The 22,250-nt window shown below is 58.1% G+C and carries 26 protein-coding genes; 10 read left to right on the plus strand and 16 right to left on the minus strand.

Annotation, left to right across the window (positions count from 1 at the left end; all coding sequences use genetic code 11):
- Positions 1-10 precede the first annotated feature (10 nt).
- Positions 11-448 carry a YqaA family protein gene (locus ACE1BR_RS03820; protein WP_374867766.1) on the minus strand — a complete coding sequence of 146 codons (438 nt, stop codon included), beginning with the start codon at positions 446-448 and terminating at the stop codon, positions 11-13.
- A gap of 79 nt (positions 449-527) precedes the next feature.
- The gene (locus tag ACE1BR_RS03825) at positions 528-1,502 is read right to left on the minus strand and encodes an NADP-dependent oxidoreductase (RefSeq protein WP_374867768.1); all 975 of its coding nucleotides are present in this window, start codon (positions 1,500-1,502) and stop codon (positions 528-530) included.
- Positions 1,503-1,567: 65 nt separating this feature from the next.
- On the opposite strand from ACE1BR_RS03825, the gene ACE1BR_RS03830 reads away from it, so the two are divergent.
- Entirely contained in the window at positions 1,568-1,726 is a 159-nt protein-coding gene (locus ACE1BR_RS03830) for a hypothetical protein (RefSeq protein ID WP_010673126.1), read from the plus strand.
- 54 nt (positions 1,727-1,780) lie between these two features.
- Here ACE1BR_RS03830 and ACE1BR_RS03835 read toward each other — a convergent pair whose 3' ends face one another.
- Entirely contained in the window at positions 1,781-2,791 is a 1,011-nt protein-coding gene (locus ACE1BR_RS03835; RefSeq protein WP_374867770.1) for a Preprotein translocase subunit SecY, read from the minus strand.
- Between the two features lie 257 nt (positions 2,792-3,048).
- On the opposite strand from ACE1BR_RS03835, the gene ACE1BR_RS03840 reads away from it, so the two are divergent.
- Together ACE1BR_RS03840 and ACE1BR_RS03845 are read left to right on the plus strand one after the other, a co-directional pair.
- Entirely contained in the window at positions 3,049-3,345 is a 297-nt protein-coding gene (locus ACE1BR_RS03840; RefSeq protein ID WP_374867772.1) for a hypothetical protein, read from the plus strand.
- Between the two features lie 19 nt (positions 3,346-3,364).
- Complete coding sequence (locus ACE1BR_RS03845; RefSeq protein WP_374867774.1) at positions 3,365-3,706, plus strand: hypothetical protein; 342 nt, start codon at positions 3,365-3,367, stop codon at positions 3,704-3,706.
- A 50-nt stretch (positions 3,707-3,756) separates the two neighbouring features.
- On the opposite strand, the gene ACE1BR_RS03850 is transcribed toward ACE1BR_RS03845, so the two are convergent.
- From ACE1BR_RS03850 to rpsF, 4 genes are all read right to left on the minus strand, one after another.
- The gene (locus ACE1BR_RS03850) at positions 3,757-4,497 is read right to left on the minus strand and encodes a ferredoxin--NADP reductase (protein WP_374867776.1); all 741 of its coding nucleotides are present in this window, start codon (positions 4,495-4,497) and stop codon (positions 3,757-3,759) included.
- 101 nt (positions 4,498-4,598) lie between these two features.
- Positions 4,599-5,045: a 50S ribosomal protein L9 gene (rplI, locus tag ACE1BR_RS03855; RefSeq protein ID WP_005340490.1), complete on the minus strand. Its 447-nt coding sequence runs from the start codon at positions 5,043-5,045 to the stop codon at positions 4,599-4,601.
- Positions 5,046-5,097: 52 nt separating this feature from the next.
- Positions 5,098-5,328 (minus strand): 30S ribosomal protein S18, encoded by a 231-nt coding sequence (rpsR, locus tag ACE1BR_RS03860; RefSeq protein ID WP_005308890.1) that lies wholly within the window; start codon positions 5,326-5,328, stop codon positions 5,098-5,100.
- 30 nt (positions 5,329-5,358) lie between these two features.
- Positions 5,359-5,745 carry a 30S ribosomal protein S6 gene (gene rpsF / locus ACE1BR_RS03865; protein ID WP_005308887.1) on the minus strand — a complete coding sequence of 129 codons (387 nt, stop codon included), beginning with the start codon at positions 5,743-5,745 and terminating at the stop codon, positions 5,359-5,361.
- A gap of 237 nt (positions 5,746-5,982) precedes the next feature.
- Between rpsF and ACE1BR_RS03870 the strand changes: the two genes are divergently transcribed.
- From ACE1BR_RS03870 to ACE1BR_RS03880, 3 genes are all read left to right on the plus strand, one after another.
- Positions 5,983-7,206, plus strand: coding sequence for an Nramp family divalent metal transporter (locus tag ACE1BR_RS03870; RefSeq protein WP_374867778.1), 1,224 nt, complete (start codon positions 5,983-5,985; stop codon positions 7,204-7,206).
- Between the two features lie 109 nt (positions 7,207-7,315).
- A complete protein-coding gene (locus tag ACE1BR_RS03875; protein WP_374867780.1) occupies positions 7,316-8,173 on the plus strand; it encodes a hypothetical protein in 858 nt (285 codons plus the stop codon).
- A 102-nt stretch (positions 8,174-8,275) separates the two neighbouring features.
- A complete protein-coding gene (locus tag ACE1BR_RS03880) occupies positions 8,276-8,719 on the plus strand; it encodes a PACE efflux transporter (protein WP_374867782.1) in 444 nt (147 codons plus the stop codon).
- A 143-nt stretch (positions 8,720-8,862) separates the two neighbouring features.
- On the opposite strand, the gene ACE1BR_RS03885 is transcribed toward ACE1BR_RS03880, so the two are convergent.
- Positions 8,863-9,135, minus strand: coding sequence for an HU family DNA-binding protein (locus ACE1BR_RS03885; RefSeq protein ID WP_042011816.1), 273 nt, complete (start codon positions 9,133-9,135; stop codon positions 8,863-8,865).
- Between the two features lie 331 nt (positions 9,136-9,466).
- Here ACE1BR_RS03885 and rsd point away from each other — a divergent pair, with 331 nt between their 5' ends.
- Together rsd and ACE1BR_RS03895 are read left to right on the plus strand one after the other, a co-directional pair.
- On the plus strand, positions 9,467-9,949 hold the full coding sequence (gene rsd / locus ACE1BR_RS03890) for a sigma D regulator (protein WP_374867784.1): 483 nt from the start codon (positions 9,467-9,469) through the stop codon (positions 9,947-9,949).
- A gap of 99 nt (positions 9,950-10,048) precedes the next feature.
- Positions 10,049-10,429, plus strand: coding sequence for a PilZ domain-containing protein (locus tag ACE1BR_RS03895; protein WP_374867786.1), 381 nt, complete (start codon positions 10,049-10,051; stop codon positions 10,427-10,429).
- An 85-nt stretch (positions 10,430-10,514) separates the two neighbouring features.
- Here ACE1BR_RS03895 and radA read toward each other — a convergent pair whose 3' ends face one another.
- Positions 10,515-11,882: a DNA repair protein RadA gene (radA, locus tag ACE1BR_RS03900; RefSeq protein ID WP_374867788.1), complete on the minus strand. Its 1,368-nt coding sequence runs from the start codon at positions 11,880-11,882 to the stop codon at positions 10,515-10,517.
- A 101-nt stretch (positions 11,883-11,983) separates the two neighbouring features.
- Between radA and ACE1BR_RS03905 the strand changes: the two genes are divergently transcribed.
- Positions 11,984-14,362 (plus strand): PilZ domain-containing protein, encoded by a 2,379-nt coding sequence (locus tag ACE1BR_RS03905; RefSeq protein WP_374867790.1) that lies wholly within the window; start codon positions 11,984-11,986, stop codon positions 14,360-14,362.
- A gap of 46 nt (positions 14,363-14,408) precedes the next feature.
- Here the strand turns inward: ACE1BR_RS03905 and ACE1BR_RS03910 are convergent, their stop codons facing one another.
- A complete protein-coding gene (locus tag ACE1BR_RS03910) occupies positions 14,409-15,314 on the minus strand; it encodes an alpha/beta fold hydrolase (protein WP_374867792.1) in 906 nt (301 codons plus the stop codon).
- Between the two features lie 28 nt (positions 15,315-15,342).
- Positions 15,343-16,353: a phosphoserine phosphatase SerB gene (serB, locus tag ACE1BR_RS03915; protein WP_374867794.1), complete on the minus strand. Its 1,011-nt coding sequence runs from the start codon at positions 16,351-16,353 to the stop codon at positions 15,343-15,345.
- Positions 16,354-16,473: 120 nt separating this feature from the next.
- Here serB and ACE1BR_RS03920 point away from each other — a divergent pair, with 120 nt between their 5' ends.
- On the plus strand, positions 16,474-17,085 hold the full coding sequence (locus ACE1BR_RS03920) for an AhpA/YtjB family protein (protein ID WP_374867796.1): 612 nt from the start codon (positions 16,474-16,476) through the stop codon (positions 17,083-17,085).
- A 241-nt stretch (positions 17,086-17,326) separates the two neighbouring features.
- On the opposite strand, the gene deoD is transcribed toward ACE1BR_RS03920, so the two are convergent.
- The 5 genes from deoD to ACE1BR_RS03945 form a co-directional block, all read right to left on the minus strand.
- The gene (gene deoD, locus ACE1BR_RS03925) at positions 17,327-18,043 is read right to left on the minus strand and encodes a purine-nucleoside phosphorylase (RefSeq protein WP_374867800.1); all 717 of its coding nucleotides are present in this window, start codon (positions 18,041-18,043) and stop codon (positions 17,327-17,329) included.
- A gap of 76 nt (positions 18,044-18,119) precedes the next feature.
- Complete coding sequence (locus ACE1BR_RS03930; RefSeq protein WP_374867802.1) at positions 18,120-19,328, minus strand: phosphopentomutase; 1,209 nt, start codon at positions 19,326-19,328, stop codon at positions 18,120-18,122.
- 14 nt (positions 19,329-19,342) lie between these two features.
- Positions 19,343-20,674, minus strand: a complete 1,332-nt coding sequence (gene deoA, locus ACE1BR_RS03935; protein ID WP_374867804.1) for a thymidine phosphorylase — start codon at positions 20,672-20,674, stop codon at positions 19,343-19,345.
- A 115-nt stretch (positions 20,675-20,789) separates the two neighbouring features.
- The gene (gene deoC, locus ACE1BR_RS03940) at positions 20,790-21,563 is read right to left on the minus strand and encodes a deoxyribose-phosphate aldolase (protein WP_374867806.1); all 774 of its coding nucleotides are present in this window, start codon (positions 21,561-21,563) and stop codon (positions 20,790-20,792) included.
- Positions 21,564-21,989: 426 nt separating this feature from the next.
- On the minus strand, positions 21,990-22,160 hold the full coding sequence (locus ACE1BR_RS03945) for a XapX domain-containing protein (protein WP_374867808.1): 171 nt from the start codon (positions 22,158-22,160) through the stop codon (positions 21,990-21,992).
- Positions 22,161-22,250: the final 90 nt, after the last annotated feature.

The following is a 22,250-nucleotide window of genomic DNA, read 5'->3' on the forward strand; positions in this document are numbered from 1 at the left end:
ACAAAAAAGGCTAGAAAATGTGACTGGCCAGCAGAAAAACCACAGCATAACGCAACAATTTGCCGAGCCCGATCAGGACAAGAGAACGCCAGAAGGAGAGACGCAGCCAACCGGCCAGCAGACAGAGTCCATCACCGACCACCGGCGTCCAGGCAAGCAACAAACACCAGTGACCATGTTGTTTGAGCCAGCCGAGGGCTTTTTGTTCCCCACGGCCTTGAAAATCTTCCGGTTTTTTCTTGAAGGTGGCGAGCCAGCCGAGCCACCAGGTCGTCATGGAACCGAGGGTGTTGCCCAGCGTCGCCCACAGCAACAGGCTGGCCATGCTCCACTCCCCCTTGGCCGCCATGGCCCCCAGCAGCACTTCCGAGCTGCCGGGCAGCAGGGTGGCTGAGGTGAAGGCGCTTAAAAAGAGCCAACCCAGCCCCATCTCCATCAGTTCATTCATGAGGCTCTTCCCCACCACACAGGCAAGAAAGCGAAGCGCTTAGCCTCAACCCAACCATGCGTCATCGTCATCATCCCGCTCATGCAGAATAACCGTCGGCGGCGGGCATCCGCAGCAGCAGCTTGCCACGAACATGACCCTCCTCAATGGTCTGGTGGGCCAACCCCCCTTCGCTCAGGGCAAATTCACCAGCGATGGCAATGTTTACTTCGCCCTGGCGCAGCAGCATCAGCATCTGGCCCAGCTGCTTATGGTCGGGGTGTACCAGCATGCCAACCACCTCGACGCCCGCCGTTGCACCAGCATCCTTGATCTGCTGGGCGGTGATGGTAGGCACGGTCACCAAGCGGCCACCCGGTTTGACGCAGGCGAGCGCCGCCTTGCCGCTCTCGCCGCCCACCAGATCCAGCACCAGATCGAACTGGCCATCGGCGATCGCCTCGGCGAACCATTCGGCCTGATGGTAATCCACCATCCGGTTCGCCCCGAGACTATGGAGGAAGCTGTGGTTGTCGCCGCTCGCCGTGGCCACTACGTGGGCACCATAAGCAGCGGCAAACTGCACCGCCAGATGACCGACACCGCCAGCACCGGCAAGAACCAGCACTCGCTGCCCCGCCTTGAGCTCACCGTGTTCGAACAGTCCCTGCCAGGCGGTGAGACCCGCCAGTGGCAGCGCCGCTCCCTGCTGGAGGATCACTCCGTCAAGCTTGACCAGCTCGTGCTCGCTCGCCACCACGGATTCAGCGTACCCACCGGCTGCAAGGGGAAAACCGACCATGCCGCACACCAGATCGCCCTCAGCCAACGAGGCTACGCCGGGGCCCACACTCTCCACCACGCCCGCCACATCATAACCGGGCGTCCAGGGCAGCTTGTCCTTGTTTTGGGCCGCCGCCCAGCCAAGTCCGGCCCGGGTCTTGGCATCGATGGGGTTAACCCCCGCAAAGCAAATGCGCACCCGCACTTCGCCATCGGCTGGCACCTTGTCGAGAGAGGGGTTGAGCTTGAGTACCGAGGGGTCGCCGAATGCGGTAATCTGTAGTTGCGTCATTGCACAAGCCATCCTGTTGATGCATCGAGGGTCAACAGAATAACAGCGAGGAGACTATGGCTCGAATGTTTCTTATTCCTCTGTTGCTAGCGCTGGGATGGTGGGCATTTCTGCTCTACTTTCGCATCCCGCTCAAACAGGGGGCCAAAGGGTTTTACTGGATCATCGGCATCGGTGGCGGGCTTGCCGCCTTCCTCAGCCTGATGATGGTGCTGACTCACTGAGCGCCACTGACATTCGATAACGAAAAAGGCCACCGCATTCCGGTGGCCTTCTCATTATCCGACTTGTTGCTCCTGCGCAGGATTGAGGTAGTAGTGACGATTGCTCCCCTGCCCCAACACCCCTTGCGACAGCAGATGGTGGAATACCCGATCCACCTCATCAAGCGAAAGTGACAGCGCCTGTGCCACCGAGCGTTTGCTGCACTTGAGCTCACCGCTTTCCAGCGCGCCGCGCACCTGTGCCAGTACCTCGGGAGCGGGCTCGGGCGGCAGCATGGGCTCGAGCTGGGCTGCCTGCGTCAGCGCTTCCTGCTCCTCGGCACAGGCGCGAGCCTGTTGCCAGCGCCACATCCGGCGAAAGCGGTTCTCCTCGCCGATCAGGCTGACAAAGAAGGCACCGAATACGTCGAGCAGCACCGAGAGGAAACAGACCAGCAGAAACTGAACCTGACTGATGCTCATCCCCACCCCGTCCGCCAGACTGCTCATCAGCCCCAGCATGGAGGATTGTTCGTTGATCGGCTTGGCATCGCGCTGCTGGCGCAGCTCATCCTGCTGCAAACGCAGCTTGGTGTTGGCGTGCTGCAGTGAGGATACACCGCTAGAGATGCGCTCCAGCTCGATGTATTTGCGAGCAGCCTCCTCGTTGAGCTGGATCTGCCGTTCAATACTGGCGATCTGCTCGTCGAAGCGAGCGATCTCCCGCTCGTGGCGCGCCTGCTGGCTCAACACCGTATTGGTGGCGCTGTTGATGCCGCCGATACTGCCACCGATGGAGATGGCCGCCAGCACGCTGTAGAACAGCAGCGACCAGAAAGCCCCGCCCAGATCCCGGCGCGCCTTGCGCTCGCCGTACTCATACCAGACATAGAACTTGCCCAGCTCAAAAATGATCGCCAGACCACCAAACAGCCACTTCATCAGCGGATTGTCATCGATGGAGAGGAACAGCAGCAGGGAGAAAATGATGGAGGCCAGAATGGCCAGTCCGGTAAAACTGTATACCGTGGTGAGCGCAAACCATCCCTTGGGATAACGCAACGCGGAAGTGTCCTGTGTGATCATGATGAAACTGTGGTGCAGTGCAGGAAAAGTTGGCTGCAGATTATAGTCGGCAGCGCCGTTCAGAGAAGGGCAAACACCTGAATTCCCGGATATTGCAGACCAGCTGCCCAGAGTGCGACCAAAACGGACAAATTGGCGACAGAAAAGCGCTACAATCCCCCTCCTGACTTCATCGTATGGCGAAATGAGGTACGATTCCGGCCGGGTTCTGCCCGCCGATATATACTCATCCGCCGTTGCAATTATCCGAGGCCATCATGAACAGCACGACTCCTTTGCTACTCTCCCTTCTTCTGGTTACCGGCAGCGCCTCTGCGACACAGCAATATCAAGAGAGCAGTGGCTCCGAATTCTCTGTTGATGAGCTTAAATTCAATCTGGACTGGGATGACAAGCAGTTCGGCTGGTCACAAACCGATTGTCTCGATCTCGGCGTCGGTGAAAGCGTCCCCTCCGACTGCAAGGCAGTAAAATTCAATCTGGAGGATGAAGAGAACCGCAACCAACCTCCCAGCACCAATCAGATAACTGCCCCTCAGGGCAACAACCAGTAATGTCATGGAGCATTGCGATATGAGCTCACCGACCAGGCCCCTACTGAACAGAAATGCCTTGCTGCTCTCGCTGCTGCTGGTGCAAGGTATCGCCTTTGCCGCCCCGCCGACCAAAAACAGCGATGGACTCAAGATCTCCGGCGATGACATCAAGGTCGATCTCGACTGGGATCAGAAAGAGTACGACTGGTGGCAAAACAACTGTCTGGATATCGGTATCGGTGACAGCCGACTAAAGCTCAACTGCGACAAGATGGATGGCAAATATCGGGATCACTACAACCACAGCATCCACAGCGGCAACAACCCGGGCCAGGGTCACGACAAGCACAAGAACAAGGGCAACAGCAAAAAAAACTGACGCTCCCATTTTCTCATCCAGCAGGGGCTCAGGCCCCTGCGTGATTTGTGCTACCAGTAGTTTTCCGCACTGATATTGCCCGGCGCCCGGCGCAGGTTTTTAGCCAATCCCAGTGCCAGCAGGGTCTGCTGGGTCTCTTTCACCATCTCCGGATTGCCACAGATAAGCACCTGACTCAGCTCGGGTGAGAACTCCAACCCCACCCGCTGCTGCAACTGGCCGCTGGCAATCGCAGCCGGGATCCGCCCGGTCATCGCATCGGCCCAAGGCTCGCGGCTGACAAAGGGAACATAGCGAAAACGCTCGCCCTGTTGCTCGGCAAAGCTCGCAATCAAATCCTGATAACTCAGCTCTTCGCCTTTGCGTACCCCATGCACCAGCACCAGATTCTCGAAGCGCTTGAATGCTTCACCATCGGCCAGCATGGCGAGGAAGGGGCCAATGGCAGTACCGGTGGAAAGCAGCCAGAGATCGCGTCCGGCCGGTACCTCATCCAGTGTCAGAAAGCCGGTGGCCAGGGACTGCACCAGCAGGGTATCGCCTGCTTGCAGCGAGCCGAGGGAAGGGGTCAGCTCACCGCTCGGGATCTCGACCAGATAGAACTCGTGGTATGGCGCAGAGGGAGGATTGACAAAGGAGTAGGCGCGCTGAATGCGCCGCTCGCCCTGCTCAAGGGCCAGTTTGGTGAATTGACCTGCCTTGTAGGGGGCCAGATCGGCCGCTACCCGCAGGGAGAACAGAGTGGGTGTCCATTCGATGCGTTCGATGACGCGACCTTCGACCCAGGCCATAGAGATCTCCTCCAGAGGAACAGAGCTTCACTCTACCCCCGGGCCTGAAAATAAAAAACCCGCGCAAGTGCGCGGGTTTTTTCTGCAAAAGCGAATCGCTATTACAGGGCAACAACCTGGATCTGTACGGTTGCTTTAACGTCAGCGTGCAGCTGAACAGCAACTTCGTAGTCACCGGTGTTACGCAGAACGTTGCCCATGCGGACTTCGCTCTTGGCAACGGCTACGCCGGCAGCAGTGATGGCTTCAGCCACGTCACGGGTACCGATGGAACCGAACAGCTTGCCTTCGTCGCCAGACTTGGAAGCGATAACCACGGTAGCCAGTTCGGCCAGCTTGGCAGCACGCTCTTCAGCAGCAGCTTTGTTGGCAGCCAGTTTGGCTTCCAGCTCAGCGCGACGAGCACCGAAAGCTTCGATGTTGGCCTTGGTGGCCATAACAGCTTTGCCTTGCGGGATCAGGTAGTTACGGGCATAACCAGATTTCACAGAAACTTGGTCACCCAGACCGCCCAGTTTGGCGATTTTGTCGAGCAGGATAACTTGCATTACCTTTCCTCTATAAATTTCGTTGAGTTAGGCTTAAGTGCCGGACCGATTCTTACTTGTTGTGCAGATCGGTGTACGGCAGCAGAGCCAGGTAACGAGCACGCTTGATGGCGCGTGCCAGCTGACGCTGATACTTGGCGCGGGTACCGGTGATACGGCTCGGTACGATCTTGCCAGATTCAGTGATGTAGTTTTTCAGAGTAACGATATCTTTGTAGTCGATCTCGGTAACGTTCTCGGCAGTGAAGCGACAGAACTTACGACGACGGAAATAACGTGCCATGGCCTTTATCCTCTAGTCAGTGATCCAGAATTACTCTTCGGAAGCAGCTTCAGTAGCTTCTTCGCGGCGCTCGTCGTCACGACGGGTGAAGCGCTCTTCTTTGGCCTTGGCCATCGGAGAAACTTCAGTCACGGCGTGCTTGGTGCGCATGATCATGTTGCGGATAACGGCATCGTTGAAGCGGAAGTTGGTTTCCAGCTCATCGATAACGGCTTGCTCTGCTTCTACGTTCATCAGAACGTAGTGGGCTTTGTGCAGTTTGTCGATCGGGTAAGCCAGCTGACGACGGCCCCAATCTTCCAGGCGATGAATGGTACCACCGGAGGTGGTGATGGCGCCGGTGTAACGCTCGATCATGCCGGGAACTTGCTCGCTCTGGTCCGGATGAACCATGAAGACGATTTCGTAATGACGCATTTTAGCTCCTTACGGATTAATTCAGCCTCCGCCCAGGTGCAGCCAGACCTCGGAGGCAAGGAACATAATGGTGTTTAGTCGCTGCTTTTCTAGGGCGGCGTATTGTACGAAATCGCATCCCTCACTGCAACTGACGACCTCAAAAGTTTTTCCCGATGGATATGATACAAAAGATCAATTGATAATAATTATCATTTAGATCTATTCTCTCTCCATATCCTGATGGAGGGTGATGCTATGCAACCCGTACTGACTACAACGATTCCAACCCGCAAATTCAAGCTGACCCTGCTCGGGCCCGCCTTTATTGCCGCCATCGGTTATATAGACCCGGGTAACTTCGCCACCAATATTCAGGCTGGCTCAACATTCGGCTACCAGCTGCTATGGGTGGTGGTATGGGCCAACCTGATGGCCATGGTGGTGCAAACACTGTCGGCCAAACTCGGCATCGTTACCGGCAAGAATCTGGCGGAGCACATCCGCGACCGACTGCCGAAACCGGCGGTCTGGGCCTACTGGGTGCAAGCAGAGATCATCGCCATGGCGACCGATCTGGCTGAATTTATCGGGGCGGCCGTGGGCTTCAAACTGCTGCTCGGGGTCACCCTGCTGGAAGGGGCCTGTATCACAGCTGTGGTGACCTGGGGGATCCTGATGTTGCAATCCCGCGGCCAGAAACCGCTGGAGTTCGTAGTCGGTGGCCTGTTGCTGTTTGTCGCAGCGGCCTACATCGTCGAGCTGATCTTCTCCCGCCCCCATCTGCCGAGTCTGCTGGAGGGCGCCCTCTTCCCCGGTCTGCCCAACAGCGATGCCGTCTATCTGGCTGCCGGGGTGCTGGGCGCGACCGTGATGCCCCACGTCATCTACCTGCACTCGGCGCTGACCCAGCACACTCAGGATCAGGGCTCGGTCAGCCAGCGACTGCACACCACCCGGGTCGATGTGGCGATTGCCATGACGATTGCTGGCTTCGTCAACCTGGCGATGATGGCGATGGCGGCAGCAGCCTTTCATAACTCGGGCCACCAGCAGGTAGCCGAGCTGGAGTCCGCCTACCAGACCCTCACTCCGCTGTTGGGTCAAGCCGCGGCCACCCTGTTTGGCCTCTCGCTGGTCGCGTCCGGCATCAGCTCAACCGTGGTGGGGACGCTGGCCGGGCAAGTAGTGATGCAGGGCTTTGTCCGCTTCACCATCCCGCTCTGGCTACGTCGCGCCATCACCATGGCTCCCGCCTTCGTGGTGATCGCCATGGGGCTCAACACCACAGAAATTCTGGTGCTGAGTCAGGTGGTGCTGAGCTTTGGTATCGCACTGGCCCTGATCCCGCTGTTGATATTGACCGGCGATCGGGCGCTGATGGGGCAACATCGCAACCACCCCGTCACCCAGGCGGTAGGACGCCTTATCGTTGCGCTGGTGATCGGGCTCAACGCCTATCTGCTGGTCGCCATGATCTAGCAACTCATCACACATATCAGGGGCTCATTAACGCTGGTTAATGAGCCCCTTCGCACTTTGGCGTATGCTGCCGCTTTCTCTTCTCATTTATCGTTGCGGGAGCCTTGCCATGGAACATACCCGAGTCAGCTTCGTGCTGGGCCATCATCAGGAGCAGGCCAGCGTGGTCTGCTGCCAGCGCGGTGCAACCACTCTGCTGGTCACCGACCTCACCCCCTTTCACCCTCAGAGTCATCTCTGGCCCGATCAGCCAGGGGATGTCGGCCATGTTCGCTGGGAAGGTGGCGAAACCGCTATTGGCCCCTGCAGGATGGGGGCCATCAGCCCGGATGGCGAGCTGTTCGTCGACGCCGATATTCCGGTCAAACGGGGTGCAGAGGGATGGCGGTTCGTGGTGGTCCATCCGCTGACCGGTGACCACGCGCTGGCCGTCGGCAGCCAGATAGAGTTGCAGGTTGATAGCGCGGCCCGCCACGCCATGAGTCTCGGCCATAGTGGATGCCATCTGGCTGCGCTCGCTCTCAACCGGACTCTCACTCCTTACTGGCGTAAAGAAGTGAGTGAGCGCGATGCACTGGGTCAACCCGATTTCGACCGCCTCGCCATCCAGAGCTCACGGGTCGAACCTTGCGGTTCGCAGGAGCAGTACCGCATCGGTAAAAGTCTGCGCAAGAAGGGAGTCAACAGTGAAGCATTGCTGGCGGATCTGGCGCTGATTGAAGAGAAGGTCAACCGGCAGTTGGCCGACTGGATTGCAGCCGGGAGCGAGATCCGCCGCAGCCGTGCGGGCGAGGCGATCATTGATTCGCGCTACTGGCACTGTACGCTGGAAGGCCAGGAGGTGACCATTCCCTGTGGCGGTACCCATGTTGCCTCGCTTGCCGAGCTGGGAGAGGTCAGGGTGACGCTCAACCCTTCAGAGGAAGGGTTCACACTCCACACCCAAGTGATTGCGCCTGCAGCCTAGAGCGGCGAAAAACCTACAGTGCAACGGCAGGCCAGAGACAAATTGCTTCATTTTTGGTCAACCGCTCATTAAAATGCGCCTCCCACAGGAGGCACATCACCCATGAGTAGTACCCAACTGCGCACCACTTCGGATCGACTTCGCTATCTGGTTCTCTATGAAGGCATAGGCTTGGCCATGGTCGCGCCGCTTATCAGCCAGCTGTTTGGTCAAGGGGTTGCCGAGGTCGGTTCGCTGGCCATCTTCTTCTCCATCGTAGCCACCGCCTGGACCTACGGCTGGAACCTGTTGTTTGACATGGGCTTGCTCAGACTGTGCGGGCGCACCAACAAGCGACCGCTGGACCGCTTCCTGCACGCGTTTGGCTACGAGGCGAGCTTTATGATGCTCTCGCTCCCCTGCGTCATGTTCTGGCTCGATCTGGGAGTGTGGGATGCCCTGATGCTGGATCTCGGCTTCGTCGCCTTCTACCTCGTTTACATCATGGTCTTTACCTGGGCCTATGAGCGGATCTGGCCGCTGCCATCCACCCCGCAGACGGCATGAATCCTCAGCCGCAACAAGGCTGGTGAAAGGAGCTGGCACTGCTGGAAAAGTCTGGAATAACTAACCGGAAGGATGGGAGAACCCCATAAAAACAATGCCAGTCAGCAAGCTGACTGGCATTGGACAAAAACAGACTTTCGGACTTACTTAACGGCGTCTTTCAGCGCCTTGCCAGCCACGAATGAAGGCACGTTGGCAGCAGCAATCTGGATCTCTTGACCAGTTTGCGGGTTACGACCAGTGCGGCCTGCGCGGTGGGTAACCTTGAAGGTGCCAAAACCGACCAGTTGCACAGCATCGCCTTCTTTCAAGCTCTGGGTAATACCATTGATGATCTCTTCCAGAGCCACTTTGGCCTGAGCTTTGCTCAGATCTGCTTTGGCGGCAATCGCATCGACAAGTTGAGCTTTGTTCATAACATTTCCTTTATGATCGGGCATTTAGCGCTGGGCCACTCTATGCAAAAAAAAACGCTCAAGCAAAGGCTTTATCGAGCCGAACGCATCAAACGCTGGGGATTTCATCAAGATCTGCGGAAATAGTCACATTCCACAGGTGACAAAGCGCACTCAGGCCCAAAACCTGCTTGTCGCAAGAACCAACCCGCTGTCTATTTCTTCTTCACTTAACAATATCCCCGCAAGCCTATTGACGCTTGGTCAGATTTTCCCTAGTTATAGATTGTGTCACTGCTCAAATGGCTAGGAAGCCCCATCAAACGCCCAGCCTTTGCCCCATGGAGGGATTATGTTGACGAAACTGGAACAGACCAAACAGGCGCTGGCTGGCAAGCATAAAGCGATCGACGATTGGCTGGATGCAAGGCAAGCTTTGCTGGTCGAATATATGCGGCTGGCTGGTCTTACCCCGGCCCGCACCAAACAGCGCAACCTCCCCAGAACAGAAGAGCTGCAGCACTTTTGCGATAAGCTGGTTGATTATGTCAGCGCGGGTCACTTCGAAATTTACAACCATGTAGTCACCGCGTTTGAACAAGCCAGCGGCGAAACGCTGGAGCTGGCCAAGCGCATCTACCCCCACATCCGTACCAGCACCGAATTTGCCCTCGAATTCAACGACAAATACAGTGAAGCCGACGAAGCTCAATTGCTGCTGCTCGATGATGATCTCAACGAACTGGGTCCGGTGCTGGAAGAGCGCTTCAAACAGGAAGACCGTCTGGTCAAAGCACTCCATGTGGTGGAATCCTTGAGTACCCAGCAAGTCTGAACGCCATTTTCGGAGCAAGTTCAAGATACTGGCAACCAAGGTGGATTACACTCAGAGCAATGACCTAGCGTCCACACTTATTGCATACAGGAGATGAGCATGTCTGAGCGCCGCCGTTTTGCACGGATCCTCTACTTGACCATGGCCGAACTCACTCAGGGGGAACGAAAGTGGCAGACTCAGCTTGTCGATATCTCCCTGCAAGGGGCTCTGTTGATCAGGCCCGACGACTGGGAAAGCCGTGACAACAAGGAGTATCAGCTCAGTTTTGTCCTGAGCGGCAGCGATATCGAGATCAAGATGCAGGTCGAGCTGACCCACGAAGCCAGCAAGAAGCTGGGGTTCTACTGCCACCACATCGATATCGACAGTGCCACCCACCTCAAGCGGATGATCGAGCTCAACGTCGGCGACGAAGAGTTGCTGCACCGTGAGCTGGAACAACTGCTGAGCGAACATCTGGAACATAGCCAGCCCTGATGGCTGTTTCTATGCCGTAAAAAAGAGCGCTGTGGCGCTCTTTTTTGTTGCTGTCCTGTTTCGATTCAATTGGCCTGCGGCACAGTTACAAGGCCTCTAACGCATCGGACAACTTCTTGACCGGCACCACTTCCATCCCCTCGATAGGGTGTTTGGGGGCATTGGCGTGCGGCACGATGGCTCGACGGAAGCCATGTTTGGCCGCCTCCTGCAGCCGCTCCTGGCCGGACGGGACCGGGCGAATTTCACCGGAGAGCCCCACTTCACCAAACACCACCAGATCCTTGGGCAGCGCCTGATCCCGAAAACTGGAGACCATGGCCAGCAGCAGCGCCAGATCCGCGCTGGTCTCCTCGACCTTGACGCCGCCAACCACGTTGATGAAGACATCCTGATCCGCCATCTGCAGACCGCCATGGCGGTGCAATACGGCCAGCAGCATGGCGAGCCGGTTGTGATCCATCCCCACCGCCACCCGACGCGGGTTGGAGAGCTGGGAGTAGTCCACCAGCGCCTGCAGCTCCACCAGCAACGGTCTGGTCCCTTCCCAGATCACCATGACGATGGAACCGGGCGCCTGCTCCTGGCCACGGCTGAGGAAAATAGCCGAGGGGTTGCTCACCTCACGCATCCCCTGCTCTGTCATGGCAAAGACCCCCAGCTCGTTGACCGCGCCGAATCGGTTCTTGTGGGAACGCAGGGTCCGAAAACGGGAGTCATGGCCACCGTCAAGCAGCACCGAGCAGTCGATGCAGTGCTCCAGCACCTTGGGACCAGCCAGGCTGCCATCCTTGGTCACGTGACCCACCATGAAAATGGCCACATGATTCTGCTTGGCGTAACGGGTCAGCAACGCTGCCGCTTCGCGCACCTGAGAGACAGAGCCGGGGGACGATTGTACATCCGCCACATGCATCACCTGAATGGAGTCGATCACCATGATCTGCGGCTGCTCCTGCTGGGCAATCAGGCAGATCTGCTCGACGCTGGTCTCGGAGAGCATCCGCAGTTTGTCAGTCGGCAAACCGAGACGGTTGGCCCGCATCGCCACCTGCTGCAGCGACTCCTCACCGGTGACATACAGGGTTTTCATCCGCTCTGCCAGACCGCACATGGTCTGCAACAGCAGGGTCGACTTGCCCGCCCCCGGGTTGCCGCCGATCAGAATCGCCGAACCGGGCACCACGCCACCGCCAAGTACCCGATCCAGCTCCTTGAAACCTGAAGTAAAACGGGGGATCTCGGTGGTGGCGATCTCTGCCAGTGTCTGTACCTGACTGCCAACGGCACCAGCATAACCGGTGTAACGGGCACTCTTGCCGGCAGGGCTCACCGAGCCGAGACGCACCTCGGTAATGGTGTTCCACTCCTTGCACTCGCTGCATTGGCCTTGCCAGCGTGTGAAATCGGCACCACATTCGGAACAAACATAAGCAGTTTTATTTTTGGCCATTGATAACTCGGGGACAGGATGAATTCCTGCTTGATATACTTGTTTGCGACCGGCAGATCAAACCCAGAATCGGAAAAGTGACTTTCCGTGGCAGGAAACACATGGATTTAGAGCACCAGCAACACCTGATTGAACAACTCGTCCCCTTGCTGCGAGAGAAAGATTTCGAGGAGATCTTCAACCGCATGACCCAGGAGGAGAACAGCAACAGCCGTTTTCTGCTCAAAATGGAGCTCACGCGCAAATGCTCGCCCTGCCGCAGGGTCATCGACATGCGCGATGAGCTGGAAGATGAGTGCCTGGTACACGAGTTTGACGGGATCACCCACTTCATGCCGGGCGAGGCCATCGGCCTGTTCCAGTCCCAGTGCTATCTCTACCGCGACGCCTATACCATGGGAGTCTACGAAGCACTCCAGCTGTGGCAAAAAAACCATCACCATGCCAAGGTTGACGGCCAACTGTTACCACCAGCCAGCCCCTTCAGGCAATATGATGTCAATACCATCGCCTTTGCCAGCTACTATGGCCGTCGTCAGGAGCGGATGCACTTCAGCTCGCCGGTACTCATCAAGTTTCAGGATGGGGAGAAACTGTTCGCCAAGAGCTCAGATCTCTCGCTGGGCGGGATGCGGGTTTCAGTACCCTATCGACCCAATTACCATACGGGAGCCCAGGTAGAGGTCTTCTTCACCGGACTGGAGCGAGATACCCCCAACCCGATACTGCATCAACCGGTCAGCTACCAGATCCTCGGCGAAGAGAGCAAAGAGGGGAAATTCTGGCTGCGGCTGGTACGCTCTGGCGAACAGCCCGCCTTCGACGCCTTCCTCAGCGACTTTATCGAGGCCAACAAGCTCCGCTACCGGGTCAGCGTCGACTATCTGCTCTCCGCTGCCGTCATCAAGGGGTATGAGCAGTTCTACCTGCCGCGGATGACCGGCATGCCGCTCTTCTTCAGCACAGGCGACAGTCCCAACCTCGAGATTGCCCTGCGCACGGAAAACAATCAGCATCTGCTGGAGTACTGGCGCGACGAGAAGAACCGCGACACGCTGGCAAGCCTCTTCAGTGCCGAACGGATGAAGCGACTCTGCCCGGCCCCCGGCGCCACCACAGAGACCCTCATCTACAGCTTTACCCATACGATTCGCAGCCACATCTACTTCTTCTCGGCCACCACCGAGGAGTTGCGCCAAAGTGGCCTAACCGCCCTCTTTTTCCAGGTTGGTTCCCGTCGGCCAAGCTGGCGAGTCTACAAATTTTCGCTGGAAGCGTGCGAGTTGCTCGAGGCAGACGTCGGCCAGATCCAGGGACTCGACAATCCTCAGCTGCAAGATATCCTGCTGCTCGAGCGGCTTAAACAGATTGGTTACTGCGGCCTGATACAGGAGATCAGCCTGGAGTCCCAGCGGGAAGAGTTCCATCAGGAGGATGTCAGCAACAACGCCAACGAGCTGCAACGCTTTGGCCACGAACCGGGGGCGGCTCCGTTCGAGATCGAAACCCTGCACTATGTCCAGTTGCGCAAGGAGCTGCGCTACATCCACAAGACGGCAGTCGCCATTCATCACAACGGCAAATCCTGGCTGGGCTGGACCCGCGACATCTCGGCCCATGGCCTGCAGATCGAGCTGGAAGAAGCTTTCATCGGCGAGAAAAACGATGTGGTGACCATTGCCCTGCCACGTCTGCAGGAGCTCTCCAAGAGCATGGATCTGCAACATCTCTCCTACCGGCTGGTCAGTCTTAATATGACCCGCACCGTGCTGCATCTCTGTATCGAGGGGGATTCGGATCGCCACACTGGCCGTCAGTTCTTCAGCCTGCTGATCGAGAGCAACCAGAACAAGCTCAAGGCGGCGCAGGAGCAGCGTCGCTATCGCGGGCTGGCACGGGCGCTGCGCAACATCTACACCCATCACCTGTTCAACTCGCCGGTCTATATCAACAAACTGAAAGGGGCGCCCAAACCGGCCTCTATTGGTAAATCGCTCAAACCGCGCAGCCTGCAACGGCTGCTCACCGCCTGCGCCGAACAGCCAGAGCAGGAGAATCTCTACCCGCTGTTTCAGGGGGAGTTGCTCAAAGAGCTGCTGATGACACCGCTGCGGGCCATCGAACGGGAGGACAAGCCGAAGGAGGAGGAGGTCTACATCGCCAGCATCCAGACCAAGGCTGGCTTGCCGATCTTCACCAGCCGCCTTGCCAGCAGCTTCAGCAACGTGAAGGAGAAGCGCCAGTTCATCGAGCTGGCACAGCAGCAGGGCGAGTTTCACTCGGTACTGGTCGGCATCTCCCGCACCGGGCGACCCGACACCAACTTCATCGCCAACGAGCTGGACTACATCGCCAAGTTTGCCATTCACAAAGCCAAGAAGCTGGAGGAGGAGCTGTGGAGCGTAGTGGGGGTCGGCGAGCTGACCGACACCACCCAGGCGACCCTGTTCCGCCTCGGCATCACGCCGCCGCTCAACTGATCCTTGCCATAGCAAAACAGGGCGCATCATGCGCCCTGTTCCTTTATCACGCCGCCTGTGGATCCAGCAACCAGTCGAGGATCCTGGGGAAGTGATCCTCCTGCGCCTGCGGGGCGGTCAGCATGTTGATATGGTCGTAATCGAGCCGGTTGCCGTTATCCCGGCCAAGACGGGTGTGACGGGTCATCGAACCCATCTCGTCACTGAAACGACGCACATCGATGGGGTGACCCAGCACCTTGTCCGCCTTGGCCGAGATCATCCAGAGCGGCGGCCAGTTGACTCGAGCAGCAGCTTCGTCATAGGCAAAACCGTCGTGGGGATCTCGCCAGGGGCCGCACTTGACCCAGGGGATAGTCTCCTGCAGATAGCGCAACGGCTCATCGTCGGCACCGATCTTCAAGTTGCGGGCGGCCAGAAAACCGCGGCGGCGAGCCAACCAGGGGGCCAGCCGGTTCCAGATCAGATCCACCTTCAGCCAGCGCTCCGGATTCTGCACCGAGACCCCGCGCTTGGTTCCAAAGAAGAGCAGACTGGCCACCTGATCCGCCAACTCGGGAAAGCGCACCAACGTCGAGGCCATGATGACCCCCCCCCATGAGTGGGCCACCCAGTGCACCTTGAAATCACTATGCCGCTCGGCAATCCAGCGCTGCAGGGCAGGCAGATCCTCGGTGATGAGTTCGTGCTGGCCATGTTCGGCCTGCTCGGCAATGGCTGGGGTACTGAGCCCGCGTCCCCGCAGATCGGCGACATAAACCTGAAAACCGTGGCGGGCCAGAAAACAGGCCAGCCCTTTGCCCGATTCGGTGTAGAAGATCCGGCCATTCTCAATGGCGCCATGCACCATCAGGATCGGCTCGCCATGCACGGCGACCCCCGGCTTGATATGACGAACATGCAGTTGATGCTCGCCACAAGGGACAAAGAGGGATTGTTGCAACAATTCCATTTCGATTAGTCTCCTCCATGAAACAATCTTAGGGGCGATCCCAACGCCTTTCGCTACAGGCACCTGCTGAAAGCAGGCAAAGTACCCCCTCCAGATCGTGATGATTGAGGGTTGCTGCCGCCTGCGCCCGTACCAACGGTTTGGCATGAATGGCGATGCCAAGGCCCGCCACCGCCATCATTTTGAGGTCGTTGGCACCATCACCGACAGCGACGGTCTGGGCTGGCGCGATGGCATACTCAGCCGCCAGCAGCTGCAACACCTCAGCCTTGACGCTGGCATCGACGATGCGCCCGCTCACCTTGCCGGTCAGCCGCCCCCCCTCTACCGCCAGCTCGTTGGCGAAGATGGCGTCTAGCCCCAATGCCTGCTGCAACGGGCCAGCAAAACGGGTAAATCCCCCTGAGGCGATGGCTACCTTCCAACCCGCCTGCTTGAGGGTATCAACCATCAACTGCAAACCCGGCATCCAGGGCATGTTGGCCACCACCTCATCGAGAATGGTGACAGGCGCCCCCTCAAGCAGCGCCACCCGGTTACGCAGACTGGTAGAAAATTCCAGCTTGCCCTGCATGGCGGCAGCAGTCACCGCCGCCACCTGCTCGCCCACACCTGCGAGCCGGGCAATCTCGTCGATACACTCGATACGGATCGCGGTGGAGTCCATATCCATCACCAGCAATCCCGGTTCGCTCAGAGTGGGCAGCGCGGGCAGATGGCAGAGATCAAACGCCCACTCCTCTGCCTTGAGTTCGGCGACCAGCTCGGGGGAAAAGCGGTCGGTGCCAAGCAGCAGCAGCGGTATACCCACCACCTCGGTCGCCGGATAGAGGGTCGCCGCCACGCCATGCCCGGCTAGCCGGGAGGCCAACACCGTCAGCGAGGCAGGCTCCAGCGCCTTGCCAAACAGTACCAGCCAACCAGCCAGTAGCGGGGTGTCGGTCGGCTGCAGGGCATCCGTGGTTAGCTGCCACCAGGGGGCACCAGAGAGATGTGTAGGCCAATCGGATATCAACGGGGGGAGCCGGGACAACAACATAGGGGATACGCCTTCCTTGGTGATCAGGGGGTTAACAATGCTGGCCCAGAGTAGCGTATTGCTTTTTGTACAGGCAAGCGCCAAGATCCCGCCACACCTTGTCACCATGAGGCCTCGCGTTTGCAGCGTCATCTTCCCATTAAACGTCTTCTCAGTCTGGCAGCCGGTATTCTGCTGGGCTGCTGGGTTCTCGGTCTGCTGCTCCATATGCAGAGTGAAAGCCAGGCAGCACTGCACAGTGAGGCGCGCAGCCGTGCCCAGGCGCTGGTGGCTTATGCCGCCCGCGACATGAAGCGCTGGATCAAGGAAGACAAGGGCAGCGAGCTGGAGCGACTGGCACGGGATCTGGCGGCAGAGCCGGAGATCCTCGATGTCACGCTCTACGACGGGCGCGGCATTCCCCTCGCCCAGTCAGATGGTGCCGTCCCGCTGGAGAGCCTGCTCCCCATTGGCAGCGACAACAAATCGATTCCTGAGCAGGGCAAGGGACGGATCCAGTTCGTGCAAGAAATTCAGGATGGCACTCAGGCAATCGGCTACCTGCGCATCACCCTGGAGGAGCGGCAGATGCTGGCAGACAAGGACACCGGGCTCAAGGTGACACAGGAGAAGCAACGCCTGATGCTGCTGGTCGCGCTACTGGCTGGCGTCCTGCTCTCCTACGGCATCCGCCGTAACTACATGCGGGTACGCAAGCACAAGAAAAAGAGCAAACCGACTGATCAGCCATAATTCGGGGTTGCCCCCTGCCACCTTGTGTCTCAGGGTGATGAAACAACCAGCAGGAGCGCAGCATGACTGTCCCCCGATGCTTGTTAACTAAGAGGATCGGTTGACGCGGCTATGGAGCCTTGGACTGCACGTCCGCGAACCGCGCGAACATCTGGCTCGGCAGCTCCACCTCATCCGCAATCATCTCTGAAATGCAAAACGGCGGCCCGCAGGCCGCCGTTTTCATTCAAATACCGGGAGATTACTTGTCGCCCAGCAGGACGGAGTCCAGCGCGATCTCGATCATGTCGTTGAAGGTCAGCTGACGCTCTTCGGCAGTGGTCTGCTCACCGGTACGGATATGGTCGGAAACGGTGCAGATAGTCAGTGCCTTGGCACCGTACTCTGCAGCCACGCCGTAGATACCGGCGGCTTCCATCTCGACACCCAGGATGCCGTATTTTTCCATGACGTCGAACATGGAGGGGTCCGGGGTGTAGAACAGGTCGGCGGAGAAGATGTTACCGACGCGGACAGCAACGCCCTTGTTCTTGGCAGCCTGCACAGCATTGGCAACCAGGTCAAAGTCGGCGATGGCGGAGAAGTCGTGATCCTTGAAGCGCAGACGGTTTACTTTGGAATCGGTGCAAGCACCCATACCGATCACCACGTCACGCAGTTTCACGTCTTCACGCACGGCGCCACAGGAGCCCACGCGGATCAGAGTCTTCACACCGTAATCGGTGATCAGCTCTTTTGCGTAGATGGAGCAGGAGGGGATACCCATGCCGTGGCCCATGACGGAGATACGACGGCCCTTGTAGGTGCCGGTAAAACCGAACATGTTGCGCACGTCGCAGATCTGCTCGACGTTCTCCAGGAAAGTCTCGGCGATGTACTTGGCGCGCAGGGGGTCGCCCGGCATCAGCACGGTATCAGCAAAGGCGCCATCTTTCGCATTGATATGAGGAGTTGCCATTCTCTTGATTCCTTCACACTAGGTTGAGTTTTATTGTTTTATAAATTGCCCGCCGCCGAAGTGGCGGGCGGGTAAATTACAGGAAGCTGGTACCGTATGCCAGTTTGGGCAGACCGTGGTACGCCGCAATGCTCTGGCCGATATCGGCAAAGGTCTCGCGACGACCGACGGAGCCAGCCTTGACCGGCTTGCCGTAGAACAGCACCGGGATGTACTCGCGGGTATGGTCGGTACCGCTCCAGGTCGGATCGCAACCATGGTCAGCGGTCAGCACCACCACATCGCCATCCTGCAGCAGATCGAACAGCTCCGGCAGGCGGGAGTCGAAATACTCCAGCGCATCGGCGTAGCCCTTCACGTCACGACGGTGACCGTAAGAGGAGTCGAAGTCAACGAAGTTGGTGAAGACGATGGTGTTGTCACCGGCCGCTTGCACCTCTTCCAGGGTGCGATCCCACAGCTCAACCAGACCAGTTCCCTTCACCTTCTTGGTGATGCCCTGCTCGGCATAGATGTCGGCGATCTTGCCGATGGAAACCACCTGGCCACCCGCGTCCTTCATGTAGTCCAGCACGGTCGGTGCTGGCGGCAGCACGGAGTAGTCGTGACGGTTGCCGGTACGCTTGAAGTTGCCCTTGCCGCTGCCCACAAACGGACGCGCGATGACGCGACCAATGTTGTAGGGCTCCAGCAACTCACGCACGATGTGGCACAGCTCATAGAGCTTCTCGAGGCCATAGGTCTCTTCGTGGCAGGCGATCTGGAACACCGAATCGGCAGAGGTGTAGAGGATCGGCTTGCCGGTACGCATGTGCTCTTCGCCCAGATCGTCCAGCACCTGGGTACCGGAGGCGTGGCAGTTGCCCAGATAACCCGGCAGACCCGCCTTCTCGACGATGGCGTCCAGCAGCTCCTGCGGGAAGCTGTTGGTGTGCTCCTTGAAGTAGCCCCACTCGAACAGTACGGGCACCCCGGCGATCTCCCAGTGACCGGACGGAGTATCCTTGCCGGAGGAGAGCTCCTGAGCAAAGCCGTAGGCACCGACGACGTCGATATCTTTGTTCAACCCAGCCGGAAAAGTGCCGGATGCCAGTTCACCGGCATGGCCCAATCCCAGTTTGCTCAGGTTTGGCAAGTTAAGGGCACCGCGGCCCTGTGCTTCACCAGCCGCACACGCCTTGGCGATATGACCAAGGGTGTTGGCCCCCACATCTCCGAACTTGTCAGCATCGGCAGCAGCGCCAATACCGAAAGAGTCCATCATCAGAATAAAGGTACGTTTCATGGGAGTTCCCCTTGTTACAAATCAGCCAGGGTGATACGGCGGTACACTTCAGGCAGTGCTTCCGGCCGCTCGCCACCAATCTGGACCGCCGCCTGCACCATGCTGGCAGCCTGTGCATATTGCTCTTCGGTCTGAGCGTGGATCATGGCGATCGGCTTGTCAGCATCGACGCTCTGACCCAGGCGGATAAAGTCGGTCAGACCAACCGCATAATCAAGTTTGTCACCGGCAGCGCGGCGACCGCCGCCCATGGCGACCACGGCCAAGCCCACTTCACGGGTATTCATGGCGGTCACAAAACCGCTATTGGCCGCGAAGACCGGGCGCACGATGGCAGCCTTCGGCAGGTAGTGATCATAACGTTCCATGAAGTCGGACGGACCACCGAGGCCGGTCACCATACGACCGAAGATCTCGGCCGCCTTGCCGTTGTCCAGTACCGCCTGCAGCTTGGCGCGGGCATCACGCTCATCGCTGGCCAGACCGGCGGAGATCAGCATCTCGCAAGCCAGCGCCATGGTCACAGCGTGGATGCGCGGGTTGCGGTATTCACCGGTCAGGTAGCGCACCGCTTCCCGTACTTCCACCGAGTTACCGGCACTGGATGCCAGCACCTGATTCATGTCGGTCAGCAGGACAGAGGTGCGGCAGCCGGCACCGTTGGCCACGGCCACAATGCTCTTGGCCAGGTCTACGGAGGCCTCGAAGGTCGGCATAAAGGCGCCGGAGCCCACTTTCACGTCCATCACCAATGCTTCCAACCCGGAGGCAAGCTTCTTGGAGAGGATGGAGCCGGTGATCATGGCGACAGATTCGACGGTGGCAGTGATATCACGTACTGCATAGATACGCTTGTCGGCCGGGGCGAGATCGCCGGTCTGACCGATGATGGCGACACCCGCCTCTTTCACCACTTTCAGGAAACGATCGTTGTCGACCGACGTCTGATAGCCGGGAATGGCATCCAGCTTGTCCAGAGTACCGCCAGTGTGGCCCAAGCCACGGCCGGAGATCATCGGCACGAAACCGCCACAGGCGGCGACCATCGGGCCAAGCATCAGGGAGACCACATCACCCACACCACCGGTGGAGTGTTTGTCGACAATCGGGCCACCCAGGTTCAGGTGATCCCAGCTCAGCACCATGCCGGAGTCACGCATGGCGCAGGTCAGGGCAACCCGCTCATCCATGGTCATGTCTTTGAAGTAGACCGCCATCGCCAGCGCTGCGATCTGCGCCTCACCGATGGTGTTGTTGGTAATGCCCTGAACGAAGAATTGAATCTCTTGGGTACTGAGCGCTTCACCGTTGCGCTTCTTGCGAATAATTTCTTGAGGCAAAAACATCTTTCATTCCCTCCGCCATCGCTGGCGTCAAACAAGCCTGGTTCCTTGCCCGCACACCGCATGGTGGGGGCTTAACAGGGCGGGGAATGCCCGCCCTCTCATCAACTTATTGGAATTAGTAACCGCTGGTGTTGGCTGGCTTGTCGCCATGTCCCAGGGTAGCCAGCAGGCTGGCCAGCAGGCTGGAAGCGCCAAAACGGAAAGTGCGAGCAGAGACCCAGCCGTTGCCGAGGATCTCTTCAGCCATAGCCAGGTACTGACCAGCAACGGCGGCATCTTTCACGCCACCGGCAGGCTTGAAGCCGACTTTCGGATTCTTGGCCTTGATCACTTCCATCATGATGCGAGCCGCTTCCGGGGTCGCATTGACCGGCACCTTGCCAGTGGAGGTCTTGATGAAGTCGGCACCGGCATCGATACAGATTTCGGAAGCGCGACGGATCAGCGCCTCTTCTTTCAGTTCACCGGTCTCGATGATCACTTTCAGCAGCACGTTGGCGCCACAGGCTTCCTTACAAGCTTTGACCAGATCAAAACCGATCTGTTCATTGCCCGCCATGAAGGCACGATACGGGAAGACCACGTCCACTTCATCGGCACCATAGGCAACGGCAGCGCGAGTTTCGGCCACGGCGATCTCGATGTCGTCGTTACCGTGAGGGAAGTTGGTTACGGTCGCAATGCGCACATCGGCAGCGCCGATTTCACGCAGGGTTTTGCGAGCGATGGGAATGAAACGGGGGTAGATACAAACGGCGGCAGTCAGGCCAGCCGGTGACTTGGCCTTGCGGCACAGGTCGATCACCTTCTGATCGGTGTCGTCATCGTTCAGGGTGGTCAGGTCCATCAGGTTCAGGGCGCGCTGAGCGGCCACTTTCAGATCAGTCATTCTATTCTCCAAAGTCTCGATTAAATCCAGATAACCGGGCACCACCACAACATCCAGTAAAAAGGATAGATAGGCGAAGATCCCCAGCTATACGGGAATGGAATTACAGTGCGCAGGCAACGGCAATATCCAGATGCGATTGAACGCACCATGCAGGCACTACGACTGTAAATAAGGCAAGAGCCCTGTCACTTTCTTACAAAAGTGCGGACTTGGTTCCATGAAGACTTGAGAAAGGCCGACCACTGCTGACCCAACTTCCCAATCAATTCCATTTGACCGCCAACACCCGATTTCATCGGGCATTAGTCATTGCCAGCACCCTGCTGGCAACGCCTATTTCAGCCGAGATACCCCCTGTTTGCAAGCCGGATTTGCCAATTTCAGAGGTACCTCACATCTGGCAAATCTCTGTATAAAAAAGCCTTACGAAAAGAAGCGAGTCAGGATCCAGGAGTAAGCCAGCCCCCCAAGATAGACGCCAATGACCCCCATCACCCCGGACAAAACCGGAGGCGCCGGGATCGGCAACTTGAGGAAAGAAAACAACAAACCGACTATAAAGCCGGCCACCATCGCCAGTACCACTTCATTCATATAACCTCCGATTTGACTCCTTTTATTATTAGTTTAGATAGGAAAACGGTTGTAACCGCCCCATACACAAACGCCACGGCAGATGCCGTG

Source organism: Aeromonas sp. MdU4 (genome assembly GCF_041929505.1).
Taxonomy (GTDB): Bacteria; Pseudomonadota; Gammaproteobacteria; order Enterobacterales; family Aeromonadaceae; genus Aeromonas.